Consider the following 18209-nt stretch of genomic DNA (forward strand, 5'->3'; position numbering starts at 1 on the left):
CTCTAATTTATTGCTGTTTCTGATAAATGTTGCAGAAAGTCTTTCACCACATCCAGATCCCGCGTACGCGGAATCGGCGGTAAACTGGCCAGGAAAATGCCGCCATAGTCGCGGGTCACCAAGCGGTTATCGCAGATGATCAGCGCTCCTTTGTCTTTCTGGTCTCGAATAAGTCGTCCCACACCCTGCTTTAAGGTGATCACCGCTTCAGGCAGTTGTACCTGCGCAAACGGATCGCCACCACGTAGCTTGCAGTCTTCAATACGCGCTTTGAGCAGCGGGTCATCAGGTGCGGTAAACGGAAGTTTGTCGATGATAACACAGCTTAGTGTGTCGCCTCTAACATCTATACCTTCCCAGAAGGCCCCTGTCGCCACCAGCAGCGCGTTGCCGAGTTCCATAAACTCAGCCAGAGTTTTCTGCTTGCTGGTTTCCCCCTGCATCAACACTGGCAGCGTCAGTTGCTCACGAAACCGCTCTCCCAGTTCGCGCATCATGCTGTGCGAAGTACAAAGAAAAAAGCAGCGCCCCTGGTTCTGCTCAATCACCGGAGCCAGCATGCGTACTAGTTTATCGGCAAGTCCGGGACTGTTAGGTTCAGGCAGATAACGTGGCACGCACAGTTTGGCCTGCTGCTCATAATCGAACGGGCTGGGCAGAGAAAACTGCGCGGTCGGGGTCAAGCCCAAGCGATGGGTAAAATGGCCGAAGTCGTCGTTCACCGCCAGCGTTGCTGAGGTAAAAATCCACGCCCCTTGCTTCATTTCCATTTGTTCATGGAACTTATCGGCCACCGTCAGCGGTGTGATGTGCAGGCTGAAATGGCGCGGCGTGGTGTCATACCAGTAGGAATAACCGGTGATCGACACATCGCATACTCGCTCGATGCGTCCTTTGATGAGATTCGCACGCTCAAACGCGGTATCGAGCAGTTGGCTGCGACCCAGCGCCAGTTTAAGGACATCAATGGCGAAGTTGAGGCTATCAAGCACCCGTTCAATCTCGCGCGAAATAGACGGCGACTGCATCGCTTCGCGCCAGTTACCGCGATAACCCGGTTCACCCAACACAATGCGCAAATCCATCGCCGATTGCACTAACTTGTCGCCCACTTTTTGCAGTTGACGCATGTCTTTGGCTTCGGTGCGATAACCAATCTCGATGTCTTTCGCCAGCTCCTGAATCTGGCGGCTTGAAACCAACTGACCAAAATACTGGCTGGCAATATCCGGCAGTTGATGCGCTTCATCGAAAATAAACACGTCCGCCTCTGGGATCAATTCGCCAAAGCCGGTCTCTTTGATGGCTAAATCAGCCAAAAACAGGTGATGGTTGACCACCACCACATCGGCCTCCATCGCTTTGCGGCGCGCTTTCGAAACGAAACAGTCCTGATAACTCGGGCACTCTTTGCCAAGGCAGTTATCGTTGGTCGAGGTGATCGTTGGGATCACCAGGCTGTCTTCAGGCAAATCGTCGCACTCACCCAAATCGCCGGTTTTGGTTTCCGATGCCCAGCTGCGCACTTTGACCAACTGAGTCAGTAACGTCGGATCCGCTTCGTTGGTATGGCTCTCCACCATCTGGCGACTGAGGCGATCGAGACATAAGTAGTTCGCCCGCCCTTTGAGCAGTGCCACATTGCCATGAAAACCGAGCGCGCCAACCATCAATGGCAGATCGCGATGGAACAGCTGCTCTTGTAGGTTCTTGGAGCCGGTACTGATGATCACCTTTTTACCGCTCAGCAGTGCTGGAACCAGATAGGCGTAGGTTTTGCCCGTACCCGTTCCGGCCTCGACCACCAGCTGCGAGCTATGTTTAATGGCATTAGCGACCGCCTCGGCCATATCAATTTGCGCCTGACGAGCCTGAAAACCCGGAATGGCTTTGCCGAGTGCGCCTTGCTGAGAGAAGGTTTTTGCGATCATCCTGAGAGCTGACGGAAAATAGAATGTCGCGATTATGGCAGGTTTCCGCACAAGGCGCGAATCGGATTACGCTCGCGCCAACGTGCAGGAAAAAGAGGCAAAGCTAACCAAGTAGAGTTAACGCCGGTTCAGATACCGGGCCATCCAGGGCGGTGCATCATAACCCGTCCCGATTTCACACATCACTCTTGCCGCTTCAGCTGGCGAGGCTTTGTTTTCCCAAAGAGTATCAAGCAAAGCCTGATTGATGGGTTGATCCCCCATCAGAGCGGAAACACGTTCGACATACAACTTACGCGCAAGAAGTTCTTTATCCATAAAACACCACCTTGAATGCACACTAAAATGCCCGAATTTACTGAAGAATAAACCCGTAGCAGACCGTGATAGTTGTTGAAACCGATGTGAGAATAGATTAATTATAGACGCTATATTTTGGACTGCCCGACCGTTCCGGCACGTCCATCTTGTTATACATCCCAGGTCATTGGACTCCGTTATCCCACCTTCTTGTTCTTGCCGCCAATCTGGCTGCCACCTCAAGTTGATGGGTTACACCGCTTCAACTAAACACGGGATTCCAAAATAAAAGAAATGCACGGAAGTTGTATTAATGGAAAAGAAAACGCTCCTCACGCATTGTACAGATGCCCCGGGTTTGATCTCTAAAATCACCAATATTTGTTACAAGCACCAACTCAACATCATTCACAACAATGAATACGTGGACAACACCAGCGGCCATTTTTTCATGCGCACCGAGCTGGAAGGGTACTTCAACGATGAAACCCTGCTGGCGGATTTAGACCACGCCCTGCCACAGGGTGCCAAGCGTAAGCTCATCAGCTCAAGCCGTAAGCGGGTTGTGATTCTGGTGACCAAAGAAGCCCACTGTCTGGGCGACATTCTGATGAAAAACTTTGATGGCAGTCTGGACGTCGATATCGCCGCCGTCGTGGGTAACTACGATACGCTGCAAGGCCTGACCGAGAAGTTTGAAATCCCGTATCACTGCGTGTCTCACGAAGGTCTGAACCGTCAGGAACACGAGCAGAAGATTCTGGAAGTGATTGACAAGTACCAGCCGGATTACGTCGTGCTGGCAAAATACATGCGTGTTCTGACGCCGGGTTTTGTTGAAAAGTACCATCACAAAATCATCAACATTCACCACAGCTTCCTGCCAGCGTTCATTGGTGCGAAACCTTACCAGCAAGCTTATGAGCGCGGCGTGAAAATCATCGGTGCGACTGCGCACTTCGTGACCAACGATCTCGACGAAGGACCAATCATCAAGCAGGACGTGATTCCGGTCGATCACACGTTCAGCGCGCAAGATATGGCGCAGGCTGGCCGTGACGTTGAAAAAAACGTACTGAGCAAAGCATTAGCCAAGGTGCTCAACGATCATGTGTTTGTATACGGCAACAAGACGGTGATTCTGTAATCCACTCGGTTGCTGGGACGAAAAAGGCGCTTAATCGCGCCTTTTTTATTGTTCGCATGAGCGGTTAATTTACAGCTTAACGGCCAGCGTGACACCCTGGCGAATTGCGCGCACCGCATCCAGTTCACCTGCATGATCGGCGCCACCAATGACGTGCAGCTTGTCGCCCAATTGCTCCCATTTGTCTTCAAACGGACGTACTGACTCCTGCCCCGCACAAATCACTACTTTGTCGACTTCCAACAACTTATGCTGTTCATCAATTGAGATGTGCAAGCCATGAGGGTCAATCCTGTCGTAACTCACACCACCGAGTAAGTGAACGCCGCGTTTTTCCAGTGTGCGTTTATGGATCCAGCCAGTGGTTTTGCCCGGACCACGGCCGACACGCCCTTTACGACGCTGCAACAGCCACACTTCTTTGTCGCTGACCGAATCCGGATGCGGGTACAAACCACCAGGATGCGCGATATCGGTGTCGATGCCCCACTCATGCAACCAGTCTTGGAGATTGTGACCTTGCGGTTCGGTGATCATAGTCGCCACATCCACACCGATGCCGCCGGCACCGACGATCGCCACCTTGTCACCGACTGGTGTCTTTTCGCGGATCAGCGTTTGGTAATCGACGACTTTCTCAGGGTTATCCACGCCTTCAATTTTTACTCTGCGTGGCTCAACGCCTGACGCCATGACCACTTCGTCGTAGCCAGACAACATGTCGTAAGTCACTTCAGTATCAAGATGCAAACGCACGCCCGTTTCTTCCAAACGGTTGGCAAAATAGCGAATGGTTTCACGGAACTCTTCCTTGCCCGGGATCTGCATCGCGAGGCGGAACTGGCCACCAATACGGTCATTACGTTCAAACAGATCGACCTCGTGACCACGCTCTGCAAGCGTCGTCGCACTGGCAAGACCTGCGGGGCCGGCACCAATCACCGCCACCTTTTTCTTCACGCTTGCGGGTTGCACCACGATTTCTGTTTCATAACAGGCACGCGGGTTGACCATGCAGCTTGCCCGTTTGCCACGGAACACGTTGTCGAGGCAGGCTTGGTTACAGCCGATGCAGGTATTGATAAAAGCGGCTTTGCCTTGTTCTGCTTTAGCGACAAACTCTGCGTCAGCCAGGAACGGACGCGCCATCGACACCATATCTGCCTGACCGCTGGCAATAATTTTTTCTGCCTGTTCCGGCGTGTTAATACGGTTGCAGGTGACCACGGGCACCTTAAGGTGCGGTTTGATTTTTTCGGTTACCCAGGCAAACGCAGCTCGCGGCACCTGAGTCGCAATCGTCGGAATACGGGCTTCATGCCAGCCGATCCCCGTATTGATGATCGTCACGCCCGCGTCTTCTAACGCTTTGGCCAGCATCAGCACTTCTTCAAAAGTGCTGCCTTCTTCGACCAGATCGAGCATCGACAGACGGAAGATGATGATAAATTCTTTACCGACGGCTTCGCGAATAGCGCGCACCACTTCAAGCGGAAAACGGATACGGTTTTCGTAGCTGCCCCCCCAGTCGTCGTAACGCATGTTGGTGCGTTTACAGATAAATTGGTTGAGCAAATAGCCTTCCGAGCCCATCACTTCTACACCATCGTAGCCAGCCAGCTGCGCCAGTTCGGCGCTGTTGGCAAACGCCGCAATGGTTTTCCGGATTTGACGCGGGCTCATTTCGCTGGGTGCAAATTTAGCGATCGGTGCTTTAATTGAAGAGGCGCTCTGGGCAAATGGGTGCATGGCGTAGCGGCCTGCGTGAAGCAGTTGCAGCGCTATCTTGCCCCCGTGACGATGTACCGCTTCGGTCACTACCTGGTGCGCTTTAGCGTGTTTGGTTTTGCTGAATTCAGCGCTGAATGGGTGAAGGCGCCCACGCAGATTCGGTGAAAAACCGCCGGTAACGATAAGACCAACGCCACCTTTGGCGCGCTCTTCGTAAAAGGCAGCAAGTTTGTGGAGTCCTTCCTTTTGTTCTTCAAGACCGGTATGCATCGATCCCATCAGTACGCGGTTACGTAACTGAGTAAATCCAAGGTCTAAAGGCTGTAGCAGATGTGGGTACATGGTGACATCACTTTTATTTTTATCCTTTGGTCCGACCAGAATATGTATGTCATTACTAAAAATCAAACACGTGTTTACATATTTGTAACACCGATCAACCTTGCAGTTGTTTGGGTATAATGAATAACGTAGGATGTAACTCATTAATATCTCTCGGGAACTTGACCGAGCTATCCTCGACAAGCCACTCACTTGTTGCGCTGGAGACACAATGAAACAATTATTTCGATTTATCGGACTGATTTTTAAAGGTATTTGGAAAGTTATCACCTTTATTCGTCTGGCCCTCACCAACCTGATTTTCCTTCTCAGCCTGGCGATTATTTACTTCGTCTATATCCACGCTGAATCTCCAACGCCAACTGTCGACAAAGCGTCTGCGTTAGTGCTCAACTTGTCTGGCCCGATCGTGGAGCAAAGCACCTACGTCAACCCGATGGACTCCTTTGCCGGTTCAGTATTGGGGCAGGATTTACCGAAAGAAAACGTGCTGTTCGACATCGTCGATACACTGCGTCATGCCAAGGATGATGAGAAAGTCAGTGGCCTGGTTCTGGCGCTTCGCGACATGCCAGAAACCAACCTGACGAAACTGCGTTACATTGCCAAAGCGATCAATGAGTTCAAGGCGTCCGGTAAACCGGTCTACGCCGTTGGTGATTTCTACAATCAGAGTCAGTACTACCTAGCCAGCTACGCCAACAAGATTTTCCTGTCACCGGATGGTGCGGTGATGCTGCGTGGCTACAGTGCCTACAATCTGTATTACAAAACCCTGCTGGAAAAACTTGATGTAAACACGCACGTCTTCCGCGTCGGCACATATAAGTCAGCGATCGAACCTTTCATTCGTGATGACATGTCGGATGCTGCGCGTGAATCAGCATCTCGCTGGTTAACACAGCTGTGGGGGGCGTATGTGGATGATGTGGCGACGAACCGCCAGATCGATGCAAAGACGCTGACTCCAAGCATGGATGAGTTCCTGGCTCTGCTGAAACAGTCATCCGGTAATCTGGCAGACCTGTCCCTTAAAGTCGGCTTGGTCGATGAATTGGCAACACGCCAGCAAATCCGCAAAGAGTTGGCCGATATCTTTGGCAGTGATGGCGATGACAGCTACAACGCTGTGAGCTACTACGATTACCGACCAACGGTCACGCCAAAGTTTGACATGGCGAACGACGATATCGCGGTCGTGGTCGCAAGCGGTGCGATCATGGATGGCTCACAACCACGCGGTACCGTGGGCGGTGACACCTTAGCCTCACTACTTCGTCAGGCTCGTAACGACGACAAAGTGAAAGCCGTGGTGCTGCGTGTCGACAGTCCGGGAGGCAGCGCATTTGCGTCGGAAGTGATTCGCAACGAAATTGAAGCGATCAAAGCGGCTGGCAAACCGGTAGTGATCTCAATGTCGAGCCTGGCTGCGTCTGGCGGTTATTGGATCTCCATGAGCGGTGACCAAATCGTAGCGCAACCAACCACACTAACGGGCTCTATTGGTATTTTCAGCGTCATTACCACCTTTGAAAAAGGATTGAATAAGCTCGGCGTGTACACCGATGGCGTTGGTACTTCACCTTTCTCTGGCGTTGGCGTGACGACGGGGCTGACGGACGGCGTGAAAGATGCACTGCAAATGGGTATCGAGCATGGTTACCACCGTTTCATTTCTTTGGTTGCCGAAAACCGCCACATGTCTGAACAGGACGTCGACAAGGTGGCTCAGGGCCGCGTCTGGACTGCGCAAGATGCGCAGAAACTCGGGTTAGTAGACAAACTGGGTGACTTCGATGACGCAGTGGCGTTGGCTGCCAGTTTGGCCAAACTGGAGACATACAACCTGTACTGGGTGGAAGAACCACTGAGCCCGGCGCAGCAGTTCCTGCAGGATCTGTTCGGTCAGGTACGTGCTGGCTTGGGGCTTGATGTTTCCAGCCTGATGCCAGAAGCATTAAAACCTGCCACCAAACAGCTCGTGTCCGACGCCAGTCTGCTAAGCAGCTTCAATGATCCGAAAGGCTATTACGCGTTCTGTTTGACCTGTCAGGTTGAATAACGGCGTTAAGCCTTATAACTACTGCTCTTACCAGCATGATATCAAGAGGCGCTTTGTTATAAGCGCCTCTTTTTATTGCAGTGGTTTTCGCTATAATCCGCGTTCTGTTCCCCTACAAAAAGTGATGTCCCCCATGACAAGAAAACATATCTATATCGCCTACACTGGCGGCACCATCGGTATGAAAAAATCCGATCATGGTTACGTGCCGGTTGAAGGCTTTATGGAGAAGCAGCTGGCGAGTATGCCGGAATTCCACCGTCCGGAAATGCCACAGTTCACCATTCATGAATACGAACCGCTGATCGACTCTTCCGATATGACGCCAGAGGACTGGCAGAAAATTGCGGACGACATTCGCGACAACTACGACAAATACGATGGTTTTGTGATTCTGCATGGCACTGACACCATGGCTTATACCGCCTCTGCACTGTCGTTCATGCTGGAAAACCTGGGTAAGCCAGTCATCGTAACAGGCTCACAGATCCCGCTGGCAGAGCTGCGTTCAGACGGTCAAGCAAACCTGCTCAACGCGTTGCACATTGCGGCGAACTACCCGATCAACGAAGTGACGCTGTTCTTCAACAATCAGCTGATGCGCGGAAACCGCAGCACCAAATCCCATGCGGATGGTTTTAACGCTTTCACCTCACCTAACCTGCCACCCCTGCTGGAAGCGGGTATTAACATTCAGGTGAGCAACAACGTGAAACTGGGCGTGCAACCGGAAGGTGAATTCCGTGTACAGAACATCACTCCACAGCCAATCGGCGTGATCACTATGTATCCGGGTATCTCACACGAAGTGATTCGCAACACGCTGTTGCAACCTGTGAACGCGATGATTCTGCTGACGTTCGGTGTCGGTAACGCACCACAAAAACCAGAGCTACTGGCGCAGTTGAAAGATGCCTCTGAACGCGGCGTGATCGTAGTGAACCTGACCCAATGTCTGGCGGGTAAAGTCAACATGGGCGGTTATGCGACAGGCTGTGCGCTGGCAGACGCCGGCGTGATCAGCGGTTTTGATATGACTCCGGAAGCGGCATTGGCAAAACTGCATTACCTATTGAGCCAGAACTTATCGTACGAAGAAGTGAAAGTGCGCATGCAACAAGTTCTGCGTGGCGAAATGAGCCTGTAACGCGACGAATAGAGAGACAAAACCCCGCCAAAGCGGGGTTTTTTATATGACTTTCTGCACTCATCCACAGAGCTGACGATTTACTCTTGGTTTGGGTTGATGCGAACAATGTCTTCCTGACCCTGCTGAAAACGCTTTTTCAGCTCCGCTTTTGATTTAAACACCACATCGCCCCCCACACCGACACTCATGTGGTCGGCATTCAGATTGTGTTTTGACTGATACAACATCACAGCTTGCATACAGTAATCTCGCTGCTCCTGAGAAAGTGTTGTACCCTCAGGCCACTTACCCGTTTCCACAGCGAACACTAAACGCTCATACGCTTCGGGTGTGATTGCATCGATTAATTGATTTGCATCCATGATTGTTTCCTATTTAACACAGCTGATAAAAACAGTTCGCGTCACCTTAACTGGCTGGCATATCGAGTCAAGACCAGCTAAATAAATAAGTGTATCGGATCACAAGCCAACATTATGAACTGCGTAAAAACCTTAGTTATTTTGTCTCTACCGTTGTTACTCAGCGGATGTTTTGAGAATCGTAAGAACACAGAAAAGCTCTGCGCTGATAACCCTAACCTGCGTTGCGAACACCTCAACATGGACGACGGCCAGTGCCGTATTCCGCGTACCGATCTTATCTGGCACCGCTATGAGGTGCTCAAAAATCCGAGTGTGGACAACAAAATTCAGGAATATTCCTTCGTTAGTGCCTACCGCAAGTGCTTGGAGCTGGCATCACAGATCCAGCCGATTGATCAATCGGCGCTGAAGGAAAGGCGTTTTGATGCGCTAATTCATACCGGCAAAGAGCAAGAACGCCTGGTTAGCGAGCTGCGTCAAATGCGTACCCCGCATTCGCTCTATTTCTTGTGGAGCCAGACTGGTGATAATCAGGCGCGCCGTGAATTCCTGCAAATGGAAGGCAAGCCCGAGCTGGAAACCGCCGAACTGCAATACGCTTTGGCGACATTCTACACGTCGCGGGATCGTGAAAAGACCATCCGCCTGCTGAACCATGCGTTGGAACTCAGTAATGGTCAAACCGTCAACACAGAGATTTTTAAATCACTCGCGAGCACTTACCAAGCGCTGAATGACAAAGAACATGCCTATGTATGGGCCATGGTAGGCAAATCATTTGGTGTACCGCTGGCAACCCCAGCCGAACTGGAATTGCTCTACGGATTCAGTCAGGACAAATTTAAGCGGCTGGAAGGTTTGGCAGACGAAGTCATCAAAGCGATTAACACAGGTCAATTCTCCAGCCACATGATTCCTAACATCTTGGAATGATGTAAAGTTTCAACAACCAGCGGTGAAAGTTTCACCGCTTTTTTTAAATTTTGTTGAAAATTAACGACACAGAATTTACACAAAATCGTTCGCCAGTCGTCACCGGGCCATCGGGAAAAACATGCCCTAAGTGGCTGTCACAAGCTGCACAACGGATTTCAGTACGCACCATTCCGTGACTACGATCATCTAAATAACGAATAGCTTCATCGTTAAGCGGTGCGTCAAAACTCGGCCAACCGCACCCAGAATCATACTTGTTTTCAGAGCGGAAAAGTGGCGCTTCACAGCATGTACAGTGGTAAATCCCTGTCTCTTTATTATGCAAAAGTTTGCCAGTGAAAGGAGCCTCCGTCCCTCGCTCACGGCATACATAGTATTCTTCTTCACTCAGGCGTTCACGCCAGTATTCATCAGGTTTTGTTACTTTTTCTTCTTTCAGAACCACGTTACTTTCTTTCCTTTCTTATAGCGTATTCATGTGCATTTTTTGGATAAAAACTTGCGTACATCGCGCTTTGTAGCACATACTTTCTCACCATGACACGGTGGATTTTCGTTTTCTAAATTACCTAAGATAACTCGGGTATTTTACGTCAATTGGTAGAGATAATAAGCAGTGTCGAGTTTAAAAATTAACCATTTGCAACCGATTGTTAAAAAAAGCGTCGCTTTTTTTTGACTTTAAACAAGTTAAGTCCGATTATCTGTTGCAGACTTTTACTGGATTCTGTAATTTTACTACCAGTTATCTTTAATCAGAAATTAAGTTGTGGAGCAACTATAATGACTATCAAAGTAGGTATTAACGGTTTTGGCCGTATCGGTCGTTTCGTATTCCGTGCAGCACAAGAGCGCAATGACATCGAAGTTGTAGGTATCAACGACCTGATCGACGTAGATTACATGGCATACATGCTAAAATACGACTCAACTCACGGCCGTTTCAACGGTACTGTTGAAGTTGAAGGTGGTAACCTGATCGTAAACGGTAAGACTGTACGTGTTACTGCAGAACGTAACCCAGAAGACCTGAAATGGGACGCAATCGGTGTTGACGTTGTAGCTGAAGCAACTGGTCTGTTCCTGACTGACGAGACTGCACGTAAGCACATCACTGCTGGTGCGAAGAAAGTTGTTCTGACTGGTCCTTCTAAAGACGCAACTCCAATGTTCGTTAACGGCGTAAACTTCGACACTTACGCAGGTCAAGACATCGTTTCTAACGCTTCTTGTACTACTAACTGTCTGGCTCCAATCGCTAAAGTTCTTAACGACAAGTTCGGTATCGTGTCTGGTCTTATGACTACAGTTCACGCTACTACTGCAACTCAAAAAACTGTTGACGGTCCTTCTGCGAAAGACTGGCGCGGTGGTCGTGGTGCTTCTCAGAACATCATCCCATCTTCAACTGGTGCAGCTAAAGCAGTAGGCGTTGTTCTTCCAGAACTGAACGGCAAACTGACTGGTATGGCTTTCCGCGTACCAACTGCTAACGTTTCTGTAGTTGACCTGACTGTTAACCTAGACAAAGCAGCTTCTTACGCAGACATCTGTAAAGCAATGAAAGAAGCTTCTGAAGGCGAACTGAAAGGCGTTCTAGGCTACACTGAAGACGCAGTAGTTTCTCAAGACTTCATCGGCGAAACTTGTACTTCTGTATTCGATGCAGCAGCTGGTATCGCACTGACTGACAAATTCGTTAAAGTTGTATCTTGGTACGACAACGAAATCGGTTACTCAAACAAAGTTCTAGACCTGATCGCTCACATCTCTAAATAATGTAAGCGTTTAGCGAAGCTTAATCTTATTGATAAAGCGCAGAACGAAAGGCGACTCTAGGGTCGCCTTTTTAGTCTCTGACTTTTATCGGCGGCATGTTTGTTGCCGATGTACAAGGCGTTCCCCGCATACCCACGGCGGTCATTTTGAGTCGCTCGTCCTGCATCGCTGGACGGTCCACCGAAAGACATAAGAGATAGTAGCCGCAAGGTATTCAGGCCCGGAGCGCAATACTCAGGAGCGTTACTTATGGATTTACAGTCTCTTTCTGCCCTCACCGTTTTATCCGACTGCGTGACTGTAGTCGAGTACCAACAGGTTAAAATCGTCCGCGTGATTCATGAAAAAGCCACAGCAGGTATTGCTCTGCATGGCGGCCACGTGGTCTCATTCCAACCCGCCGGACAACCTGATCTCATTTGGATGAGTGATGCGGCAATTTTTGATGGCAAAACCGCTCTGCGCGGTGGCATTCCGGTTTGCTGGCCCTGGTTTGGCCGTTTAGCGAATCCTGGTCACGGTTTTGCCCGCAGCAACGAATGGCGACTCGTTGAGCATCGCGAAAACGAACAGGGCGTGATAGTGACCCTTGGCCTGAACGCAAACGACGCCACTCTGGCAATCTGGCCATATCAGTTTGACGTTCTGCTGCATGTCGAAGTGTCCGAGCAGCTAAAAGTCTCTCTGGAAATCCACAATACAGATGAAAAAGCCTGGACCTTCTCCGGTGCACTGCATACGTACCTGAACGTGGGCGACATCACTCAGGTACAAACCACAGGCATGGGCGCGGAATACATCGACAGCCTGCAAGACGCCAAAGTTTGTCAAGGTGGTGAAACTCTGGTTCTGACTGACACAATTGATCGCGTCTACACTCAACCGGAAGTACAAATCGAAGTGCAGGACCCGGTATTAAAACGCACGTTGGTGGTCGAAAATAGCGGCCACAACTCGGCAGTGTTGTGGAACCCTTGGTCACAAGGCGCCGCATCGATTGGTGATATGACTGACGATGGCTACAAAACTATGCTGTGTGTAGAGTCGACTCTCCATGCGCCTTGCCTATCGGCAGGCAAAACCCTTCAACCGGGCGAGCAGTATTTACTGACAACCACATTGTCCGTGAAATAATGTTAAGGGCAGCTTCGGCTGTCCTTTTTATTTTGTGTGCTTGCCGCTAAACTTACGCCTCAATTTTTAACGTGAGATCACCATGGCTTACCAGTGTCCCCTATGTCAGCAACCTTTATCTTTAACCGAACGGACTTACGCCTGTGAAAACCGTCACCAGTTTGATGTCGCCAAAGAAGGTTACGTCAACCTGATGCCAGCCCATCACAAGCGCTCCAAAGATCCCGGTGATAATAAAGAGATGATGCAGGCCAGACGCCGTTTTCTGGAAGCGGGCCATTATGACCCTATGCGTGACCAAATCGCGGTACTGTGTGCTCAGGCGCTGCAAGGCAGCCAACATCAACTGCTGGACATTGGTTGTGGCGAAGGCTACTACACCACTTACGTCGCCAACGCGCTTCAAGCTCAAAACCCACAAGCACAAACTTACGGACTAGATATCTCCAAAATTGCGGTTCGATACGCAGCCAAACGTTACACCAACTGTGAGTTCACCGTTGCATCCAGCCATCGCCTGCCGTTTGCTGATGCAGCACTGGATGGCATTCTGCGCATTTATGCGCCGTGCAAAGCTGAAGAGTTGCAGCGTTGTGTGCGAAACAATGGTGCTGTGATCACGGTAACGCCCGCTGCACGTCATCTTTATCAGTTCAAACAAGGCATTTATCAAGATGTTCGCCTCCATGAAGAGCAACCTGAGATCATCGATGGTTTTGAGCTGGAAACTCAGCAAAAGCTGAACTATATGATGACATTATCCGGAGAAGAGGCGTTTGACCTGCTACAGATGACACCATTCGCATGGCGTGCCAGCGAAGAGTTCAAATCTGAGGTTCGTGCCTCTGAGCAATTTGAGTGTGAAGCGGACTTTATGTTGCGAGTTTACCGTAAACAATCCCCAAGCGAATAAACGATAATAATTCTCATTTTATTTGCAACCCAAAAGGCTCTCCATTACCATTAGCCGATTTTCAATGGAGGCCTTTTATGCGATTTGCCCTACCCCTACTGCTTTCAGCATCCCTCATGGGTTGCGCAGCAACACCCCAAGTTACCACTTATTACGACTATCAACTCGCCTCCCCTATGGGTAACTCACTCACCCTATCGCAGTTTACTCAGGATATCAGAGACGCTGATGTCATCTTAGTCGGCGAATGGCACACCCATGCCGGCATTCACCGTTTTCAAACTGAGTTGCTGCAAGAATTGAGCAAATCAAAACGCCCGGTTGCGCTATCGATGGAACAGTTTTCTCGCCCGGATCAAGCCCTCGTGGATGCATACCTGCGGGGTGAAATCGGCGAACAATATCTGATTCAACAAACCAGTGCCTGGCCAAACTATGAAAGTGATTACCGGCCTTTGGTAGAACTTGCCAAGCAGCAGAAAATTGCCGTCATTGCCGCCAATGCCCCTAAATCTGTCGTGCGCTGCATCGGCCGCTATGGCGCGGCTTATCTCGAGCAGCTGACACCCGATGAACGCCTTCAGGTTGCAGCGCAAATCAATACGCAAGATTCAGTCTACAAACAACAGTTTATGGCTTCCATGCATCATGGCACACCCCAACAAACCGAGAACCAATTTGCCGCACAGATCACCTGGGATGAAACAATGGCGGAAAGTATTGTGAATTACCTGACTAAGCATCCGGGCGCACGCGTGATGCATATTGCTGGCTTATTCCATACTCAGAATGGCCTAGGAACCGCCGCATCCATTCTGCGCCGTAATCCATCGCTGAACATCGTTGTTGTCACTCCTGTTTCAGACTGGCAAACGGAAGGCCAGGACTATCAGCTGCGGGTGCTTGCGCCGCCAGTGCGCTACGTTAAACCTGAACATCAGATGGAAGCGTTTAAACAGCTGACACATCGCAATGCCGATTTAACCTGTAAGCCATTGAACAACGAATAGTTTGCTTTTAATCCTGATGATTATCAAAACAGGCATAATGTTTGCTTGACGAATTAGCACACAAAATGTGTAAAAATCGCACAAGTTTTTCACACCCCTGTCGATATAGTGACTGAGAGGCAAATTAGGAGAGATGTATGAACCCAGTAGGCGTAGGATCAGCGCAGCTGTATTCCCCCCAAACGGTGAAATCTCAGGTGTCGGCGACGAGCGAACAGAAATCTGAGCCTGCACCACTCAAGGTTGAGCAGAATAAAGTGACGCTGTCGGAAGAAGGCAAAGCCTTGCTTGCCGCTCTGAAAGAAATTGAAGATGGAAAGACACCAGACATCAAGGATAAAAGCCTGGGTGATAAAGTGGAATCCTTTACCTATGGCGCTCTCGGCATGGGTCACCCAAATGACGTGAAGAAAGAAGATGACTCCTCTTATTCCGCGGGGCAATATCTTTCCGCTGCGGCAACGATCGGCAGTATTTTGCTTTTGATTTAGATACACACTCTCGTTTCGAAAGCACTACTAAGGCTTTACCGCTCATTGACACACAGATCAAACTCCAATGTTTGACCTGTGTGTTGTGTTAGTCATTCTCATAAACACAAAGCGTTAAACAACTGTCGGTTGTTGGTCATAATGTTCTTACTGGCAAGTATGTATGCCAGTTATTGTTTACCTGCTGATAATTGTCGATGCAGAATTCCTTTCTATCTTTGAGGTAATCTTTACCCACTTCATCTAGCAGATACGCGTATTCTTTAGGGTTGCTACCATATACCAAACAAAGTGTTGAAAAATACCTTTGCAAGTCAAAACTATGCTCATCTATGTATTCATCGGATTGGTAATACTCTGGCCGTTCTTCAGACTCAAATGCAAACATGTCAGCAGCACTGATGGCTATCTCGCTGCCATCATCGACATAATCTAGCAAAATGATCGTGGCAAAGTTATCGACCGCATCTTCTTCTTTACCAAGGATTGGAATACCTTTATCTGCAATATATGCGTGGCCAATTTCATGCAACAGTGTGTGTAACAAGGTATCCGATACACCCTCTTTCACAGAGCGTCCATATTTCTCCGCATAACCATTTTTCTGAAAATAATTCAGCGCTTCAGTATAGAAAGTATAAGGGATAGATATCACATGATTTTCTGGGTCATATAACGGCCCCTCATTTTCACCGTAATGAATTTTTAACAAGTCATCAAATGGAAACAAAGAATCTGATAATGCGACAACTATCTTGTTAACACCACTATCATTGATGTCCTGAACCGTCTGCTGTTCCTCTTTAGATTGAGGGGGAGAAAACTCAATACTGATATTGCTCTTAGCTAATGCGGAAGTCACAGAGAAACAGGTTACCAGTAGCGCTACTAAGATTTTCATGTCGGTCTTCTTATCTAAATGCGAGAAAAGCATCTTAGCAGAACTTTAATGTCTAAAAGCAAAGACAAACGGTGCTTTGGCTGAATTGCAACTCGACATGGGCAACTAGTCACTATCTAGCTTTAGCTTAAACTTAAAGGCGTCAATGATCCTTAGACGTTAAAGTGACCTTGTTAGAACACTACTTGAAGATAAATAACCTGAAAAGATGACGACAAAGTGGCGACAGAGATTAGTAAGATGTGCGTTTTGATGGGATTTATGGCGATAAGGCATTGAATAAAGCCTTATCGCGCCTTGTTTACTTACTGTCGCGAAGGGTGGTTCAAAATGTGGTCCTCCCAGTCGATCACATCAATTTCGTAAACGACTTTATTGCGCACGCTTTCGTTGGCCGCATGCATCGCTTCTTTTGAGCCGGTGATCAATGGGTGCCATTCTGGCAACGTATCGCCACTCGCCAGCAAGCGATAAGCACAGGTATCCGGTAACCAGTTAAACTCGTCGATTTTGTCACGAGTCAGCTTCAGGCACTCTTCGCCTGAATTGAAACGGTTAGGGTAATCTTTACAAGAGCAAGTTTCGCTGTTCAGCCAACTGCAGGCGACGTTGGTGTAATACACCTCATCGGAGTCTTCATCCATTAGCTTGTGCAGGCAGCATTTGCCACAGCCGTCGCACAGAGATTCCCACTCTGCTTCTGTCATTTGATCCAGAGTTTTGCTTTGCCAAAATGGAGTACTCATAACACCTGTTTTCCTGTCTTGTTTCAGGGGGACGATTTATACCCTCCTCCCCCACAAAGTTCAAGGATAAATATTCCGCAATTTCGCTGTGATGAAGCGTGATTTCTGTTAGGATCGGCGCCCTTATTGAGCGGATACACAAAAACGAGGTCATGATGGACTGTCGATTAGGCTGCGGCGCCTGCTGCATTGCGCCAAGCATCTCTTCCCCTATTCCGGGTATGCCAAATGGCAAACCTGCCGGGGTTCGTTGTATTCAGCTCAACGAAAACAATCTGTGCAAACTGTTCGGCAAGCCAGAACGCCCAGCCGTCTGCCATCACTTTAAACCATGTCCCGTAGTTTGTGGTCAGACAAACCAGGAAGCAATGGCGAATCTCACCGAATTAGAGCAACTCACATAAGAGATCAGTTTCACAAACTTTGTTTACGCTACCATCCTCAAGTGTTTGCAATTCCCTGACTTTACCTCTTCCGTCTAGCAGTATTTTCCTTGCGTTTTTTGAGTTTTCCATACATTTTGCAAGGTTTAATATATGAATAAGTATATCGCTGAAATGTTCGGCACCTTTTGGCTGGTTCTCGGTGGTTGTGGCAGTGCTGTATTGGCCGCAGGCTTTCCCGATGTGGGGATTGGCTTGCTCGGCGTCGCATTGGCGTTTGGTCTCACTGTTTTAACAATGGCATTCGCCATTGGTCATATTTCCGGTTGTCACCTTAACCCGGCAGTCACCGTTGGTCTTTGGGTAGGCGGTCGCTTCTCAGCCAAAGACGTGATTCCTTATATCGTATTTCAAGTGATTGGTGGTGTGATTGCTGCCGCTATCTTGTATGTGATCGCGTCTGGCCAGGCAAGTTTTGTTGTTGCCGCTTCAGGTTTTGCGGCCAACGGTTTTGGTGATCATTCACCGGGTGGATATTCTCTGACCGCTGCATTGGTGTCAGAAGTGGTCATGACCGCTATGTTTCTTTTGGTGATCATGGGTGCTACCGACAATCGCGCGCCGCAGGGTTTTGCGCCTATCGCAATCGGCTTGTGCCTGACTTTGATTCACTTAATCAGCATTCCTGTCACCAACACATCCGTCAACCCAGCACGCAGTACTGCGGTCGCATTGTTCGTAGGTGATTGGGCGATTTCTCAATTGTGGCTATTCTGGTTAGCACCGATTGTCGGTGGTGCTCTGGGTGCGTTAATTTACCGTTCTTTGCTCGCAGAACAAGTCTCTGCTTAAATCATTCAATGACGCTCTGCTCATAAAAAACCGCGC

At 49.2% G+C, this 18209-nt stretch carries 18 protein-coding genes; 11 read left to right on the plus strand and 7 right to left on the minus strand.

The window, feature by feature from the left end; all coding sequences use genetic code 11:
• Positions 1–2 precede the first annotated feature (2 nt).
• A complete protein-coding gene (locus JIG40_RS15380; RefSeq protein WP_199465610.1) occupies positions 3–1931 on the minus strand; it encodes an ATP-dependent DNA helicase in 1929 nt (642 codons plus the stop codon).
• 117 nt (positions 1932–2048) lie between these two features.
• Positions 2049–2249, minus strand: coding sequence for a hypothetical protein (locus tag JIG40_RS15385; RefSeq protein ID WP_020327876.1), 201 nt, complete (start codon positions 2247–2249; stop codon positions 2049–2051).
• A 295-nt stretch (positions 2250–2544) separates the two neighbouring features.
• On the opposite strand from JIG40_RS15385, the gene purU reads away from it, so the two are divergent.
• On the plus strand, positions 2545–3378 hold the full coding sequence (gene purU, locus JIG40_RS15390; RefSeq protein ID WP_024373156.1) for a formyltetrahydrofolate deformylase: 834 nt from the start codon (positions 2545–2547) through the stop codon (positions 3376–3378).
• A gap of 69 nt (positions 3379–3447) precedes the next feature.
• On the opposite strand, the gene JIG40_RS15395 is transcribed toward purU, so the two are convergent.
• Positions 3448–5451 carry an NADPH-dependent 2,4-dienoyl-CoA reductase gene (locus JIG40_RS15395; protein ID WP_047462773.1) on the minus strand — a complete coding sequence of 668 codons (2004 nt, stop codon included), beginning with the start codon at positions 5449–5451 and terminating at the stop codon, positions 3448–3450.
• Between the two features lie 211 nt (positions 5452–5662).
• On the opposite strand from JIG40_RS15395, the gene sppA reads away from it, so the two are divergent.
• A complete protein-coding gene (sppA, locus tag JIG40_RS15400) occupies positions 5663–7513 on the plus strand; it encodes a signal peptide peptidase SppA (RefSeq protein WP_047462776.1) in 1851 nt (616 codons plus the stop codon).
• A 133-nt stretch (positions 7514–7646) separates the two neighbouring features.
• Positions 7647–8660, plus strand: a complete 1014-nt coding sequence (gene ansA, locus JIG40_RS15405; RefSeq protein ID WP_020327881.1) for an asparaginase — start codon at positions 7647–7649, stop codon at positions 8658–8660.
• Between the two features lie 80 nt (positions 8661–8740).
• Here the strand turns inward: ansA and JIG40_RS15410 are convergent, their stop codons facing one another.
• Entirely contained in the window at positions 8741–9025 is a 285-nt protein-coding gene (locus tag JIG40_RS15410) for a DUF1315 family protein (RefSeq protein ID WP_020327882.1), read from the minus strand.
• A gap of 114 nt (positions 9026–9139) precedes the next feature.
• Between JIG40_RS15410 and JIG40_RS15415 the strand changes: the two genes are divergently transcribed.
• Entirely contained in the window at positions 9140–9961 is an 822-nt protein-coding gene (locus JIG40_RS15415) for a DUF2989 domain-containing protein (protein WP_199465611.1), read from the plus strand.
• A 43-nt stretch (positions 9962–10004) separates the two neighbouring features.
• Here the strand turns inward: JIG40_RS15415 and msrB are convergent, their stop codons facing one another.
• Positions 10005–10409, minus strand: a complete 405-nt coding sequence (gene msrB / locus JIG40_RS15420; protein WP_020431689.1) for a peptide-methionine (R)-S-oxide reductase MsrB — start codon at positions 10407–10409, stop codon at positions 10005–10007.
• A 338-nt stretch (positions 10410–10747) separates the two neighbouring features.
• Here msrB and gap point away from each other — a divergent pair, with 338 nt between their 5' ends.
• The 5 genes from gap to JIG40_RS15445 all read left to right on the plus strand — a co-directional run bounded on the left by gap (position 10748) and on the right by JIG40_RS15445 (position 15291).
• Complete coding sequence (gene gap / locus JIG40_RS15425; protein WP_020327886.1) at positions 10748–11743, plus strand: type I glyceraldehyde-3-phosphate dehydrogenase; 996 nt, start codon at positions 10748–10750, stop codon at positions 11741–11743.
• Positions 11744–11992: 249 nt separating this feature from the next.
• Entirely contained in the window at positions 11993–12877 is an 885-nt protein-coding gene (locus JIG40_RS15430) for a D-hexose-6-phosphate mutarotase (protein ID WP_199465612.1), read from the plus strand.
• Positions 12878–12959: 82 nt separating this feature from the next.
• A complete protein-coding gene (rlmA, locus tag JIG40_RS15435; protein ID WP_158142267.1) occupies positions 12960–13790 on the plus strand; it encodes a 23S rRNA (guanine(745)-N(1))-methyltransferase in 831 nt (276 codons plus the stop codon).
• 77 nt (positions 13791–13867) lie between these two features.
• On the plus strand, positions 13868–14800 hold the full coding sequence (locus tag JIG40_RS15440) for a ChaN family lipoprotein (protein ID WP_199465613.1): 933 nt from the start codon (positions 13868–13870) through the stop codon (positions 14798–14800).
• Positions 14801–14937: 137 nt separating this feature from the next.
• Entirely contained in the window at positions 14938–15291 is a 354-nt protein-coding gene (locus tag JIG40_RS15445) for a hypothetical protein (protein ID WP_020327890.1), read from the plus strand.
• Positions 15292–15427: 136 nt separating this feature from the next.
• On the opposite strand, the gene JIG40_RS15450 is transcribed toward JIG40_RS15445, so the two are convergent.
• Positions 15428–16192 carry a DUF4344 domain-containing metallopeptidase gene (locus JIG40_RS15450; RefSeq protein WP_038127194.1) on the minus strand — a complete coding sequence of 255 codons (765 nt, stop codon included), beginning with the start codon at positions 16190–16192 and terminating at the stop codon, positions 15428–15430.
• A 305-nt stretch (positions 16193–16497) separates the two neighbouring features.
• On the minus strand, positions 16498–16938 hold the full coding sequence (locus JIG40_RS15455; RefSeq protein ID WP_024374733.1) for a YcgN family cysteine cluster protein: 441 nt from the start codon (positions 16936–16938) through the stop codon (positions 16498–16500).
• A 155-nt stretch (positions 16939–17093) separates the two neighbouring features.
• Between JIG40_RS15455 and JIG40_RS15460 the strand changes: the two genes are divergently transcribed.
• Together JIG40_RS15460 and aqpZ are read left to right on the plus strand one after the other, a co-directional pair.
• A complete protein-coding gene (locus tag JIG40_RS15460) occupies positions 17094–17342 on the plus strand; it encodes a YkgJ family cysteine cluster protein (protein ID WP_020327893.1) in 249 nt (82 codons plus the stop codon).
• 132 nt (positions 17343–17474) lie between these two features.
• Positions 17475–18173 (plus strand): aquaporin Z, encoded by a 699-nt coding sequence (gene aqpZ / locus JIG40_RS15465; protein WP_199465614.1) that lies wholly within the window; start codon positions 17475–17477, stop codon positions 18171–18173.
• Positions 18174–18209: the final 36 nt, after the last annotated feature.

Origin of the sequence: Vibrio sp. bablab_jr001 (assembly GCF_016464285.1) — a bacterium.
GTDB lineage: Bacteria > Pseudomonadota > Gammaproteobacteria > Enterobacterales > Vibrionaceae > Vibrio > Vibrio fluvialis.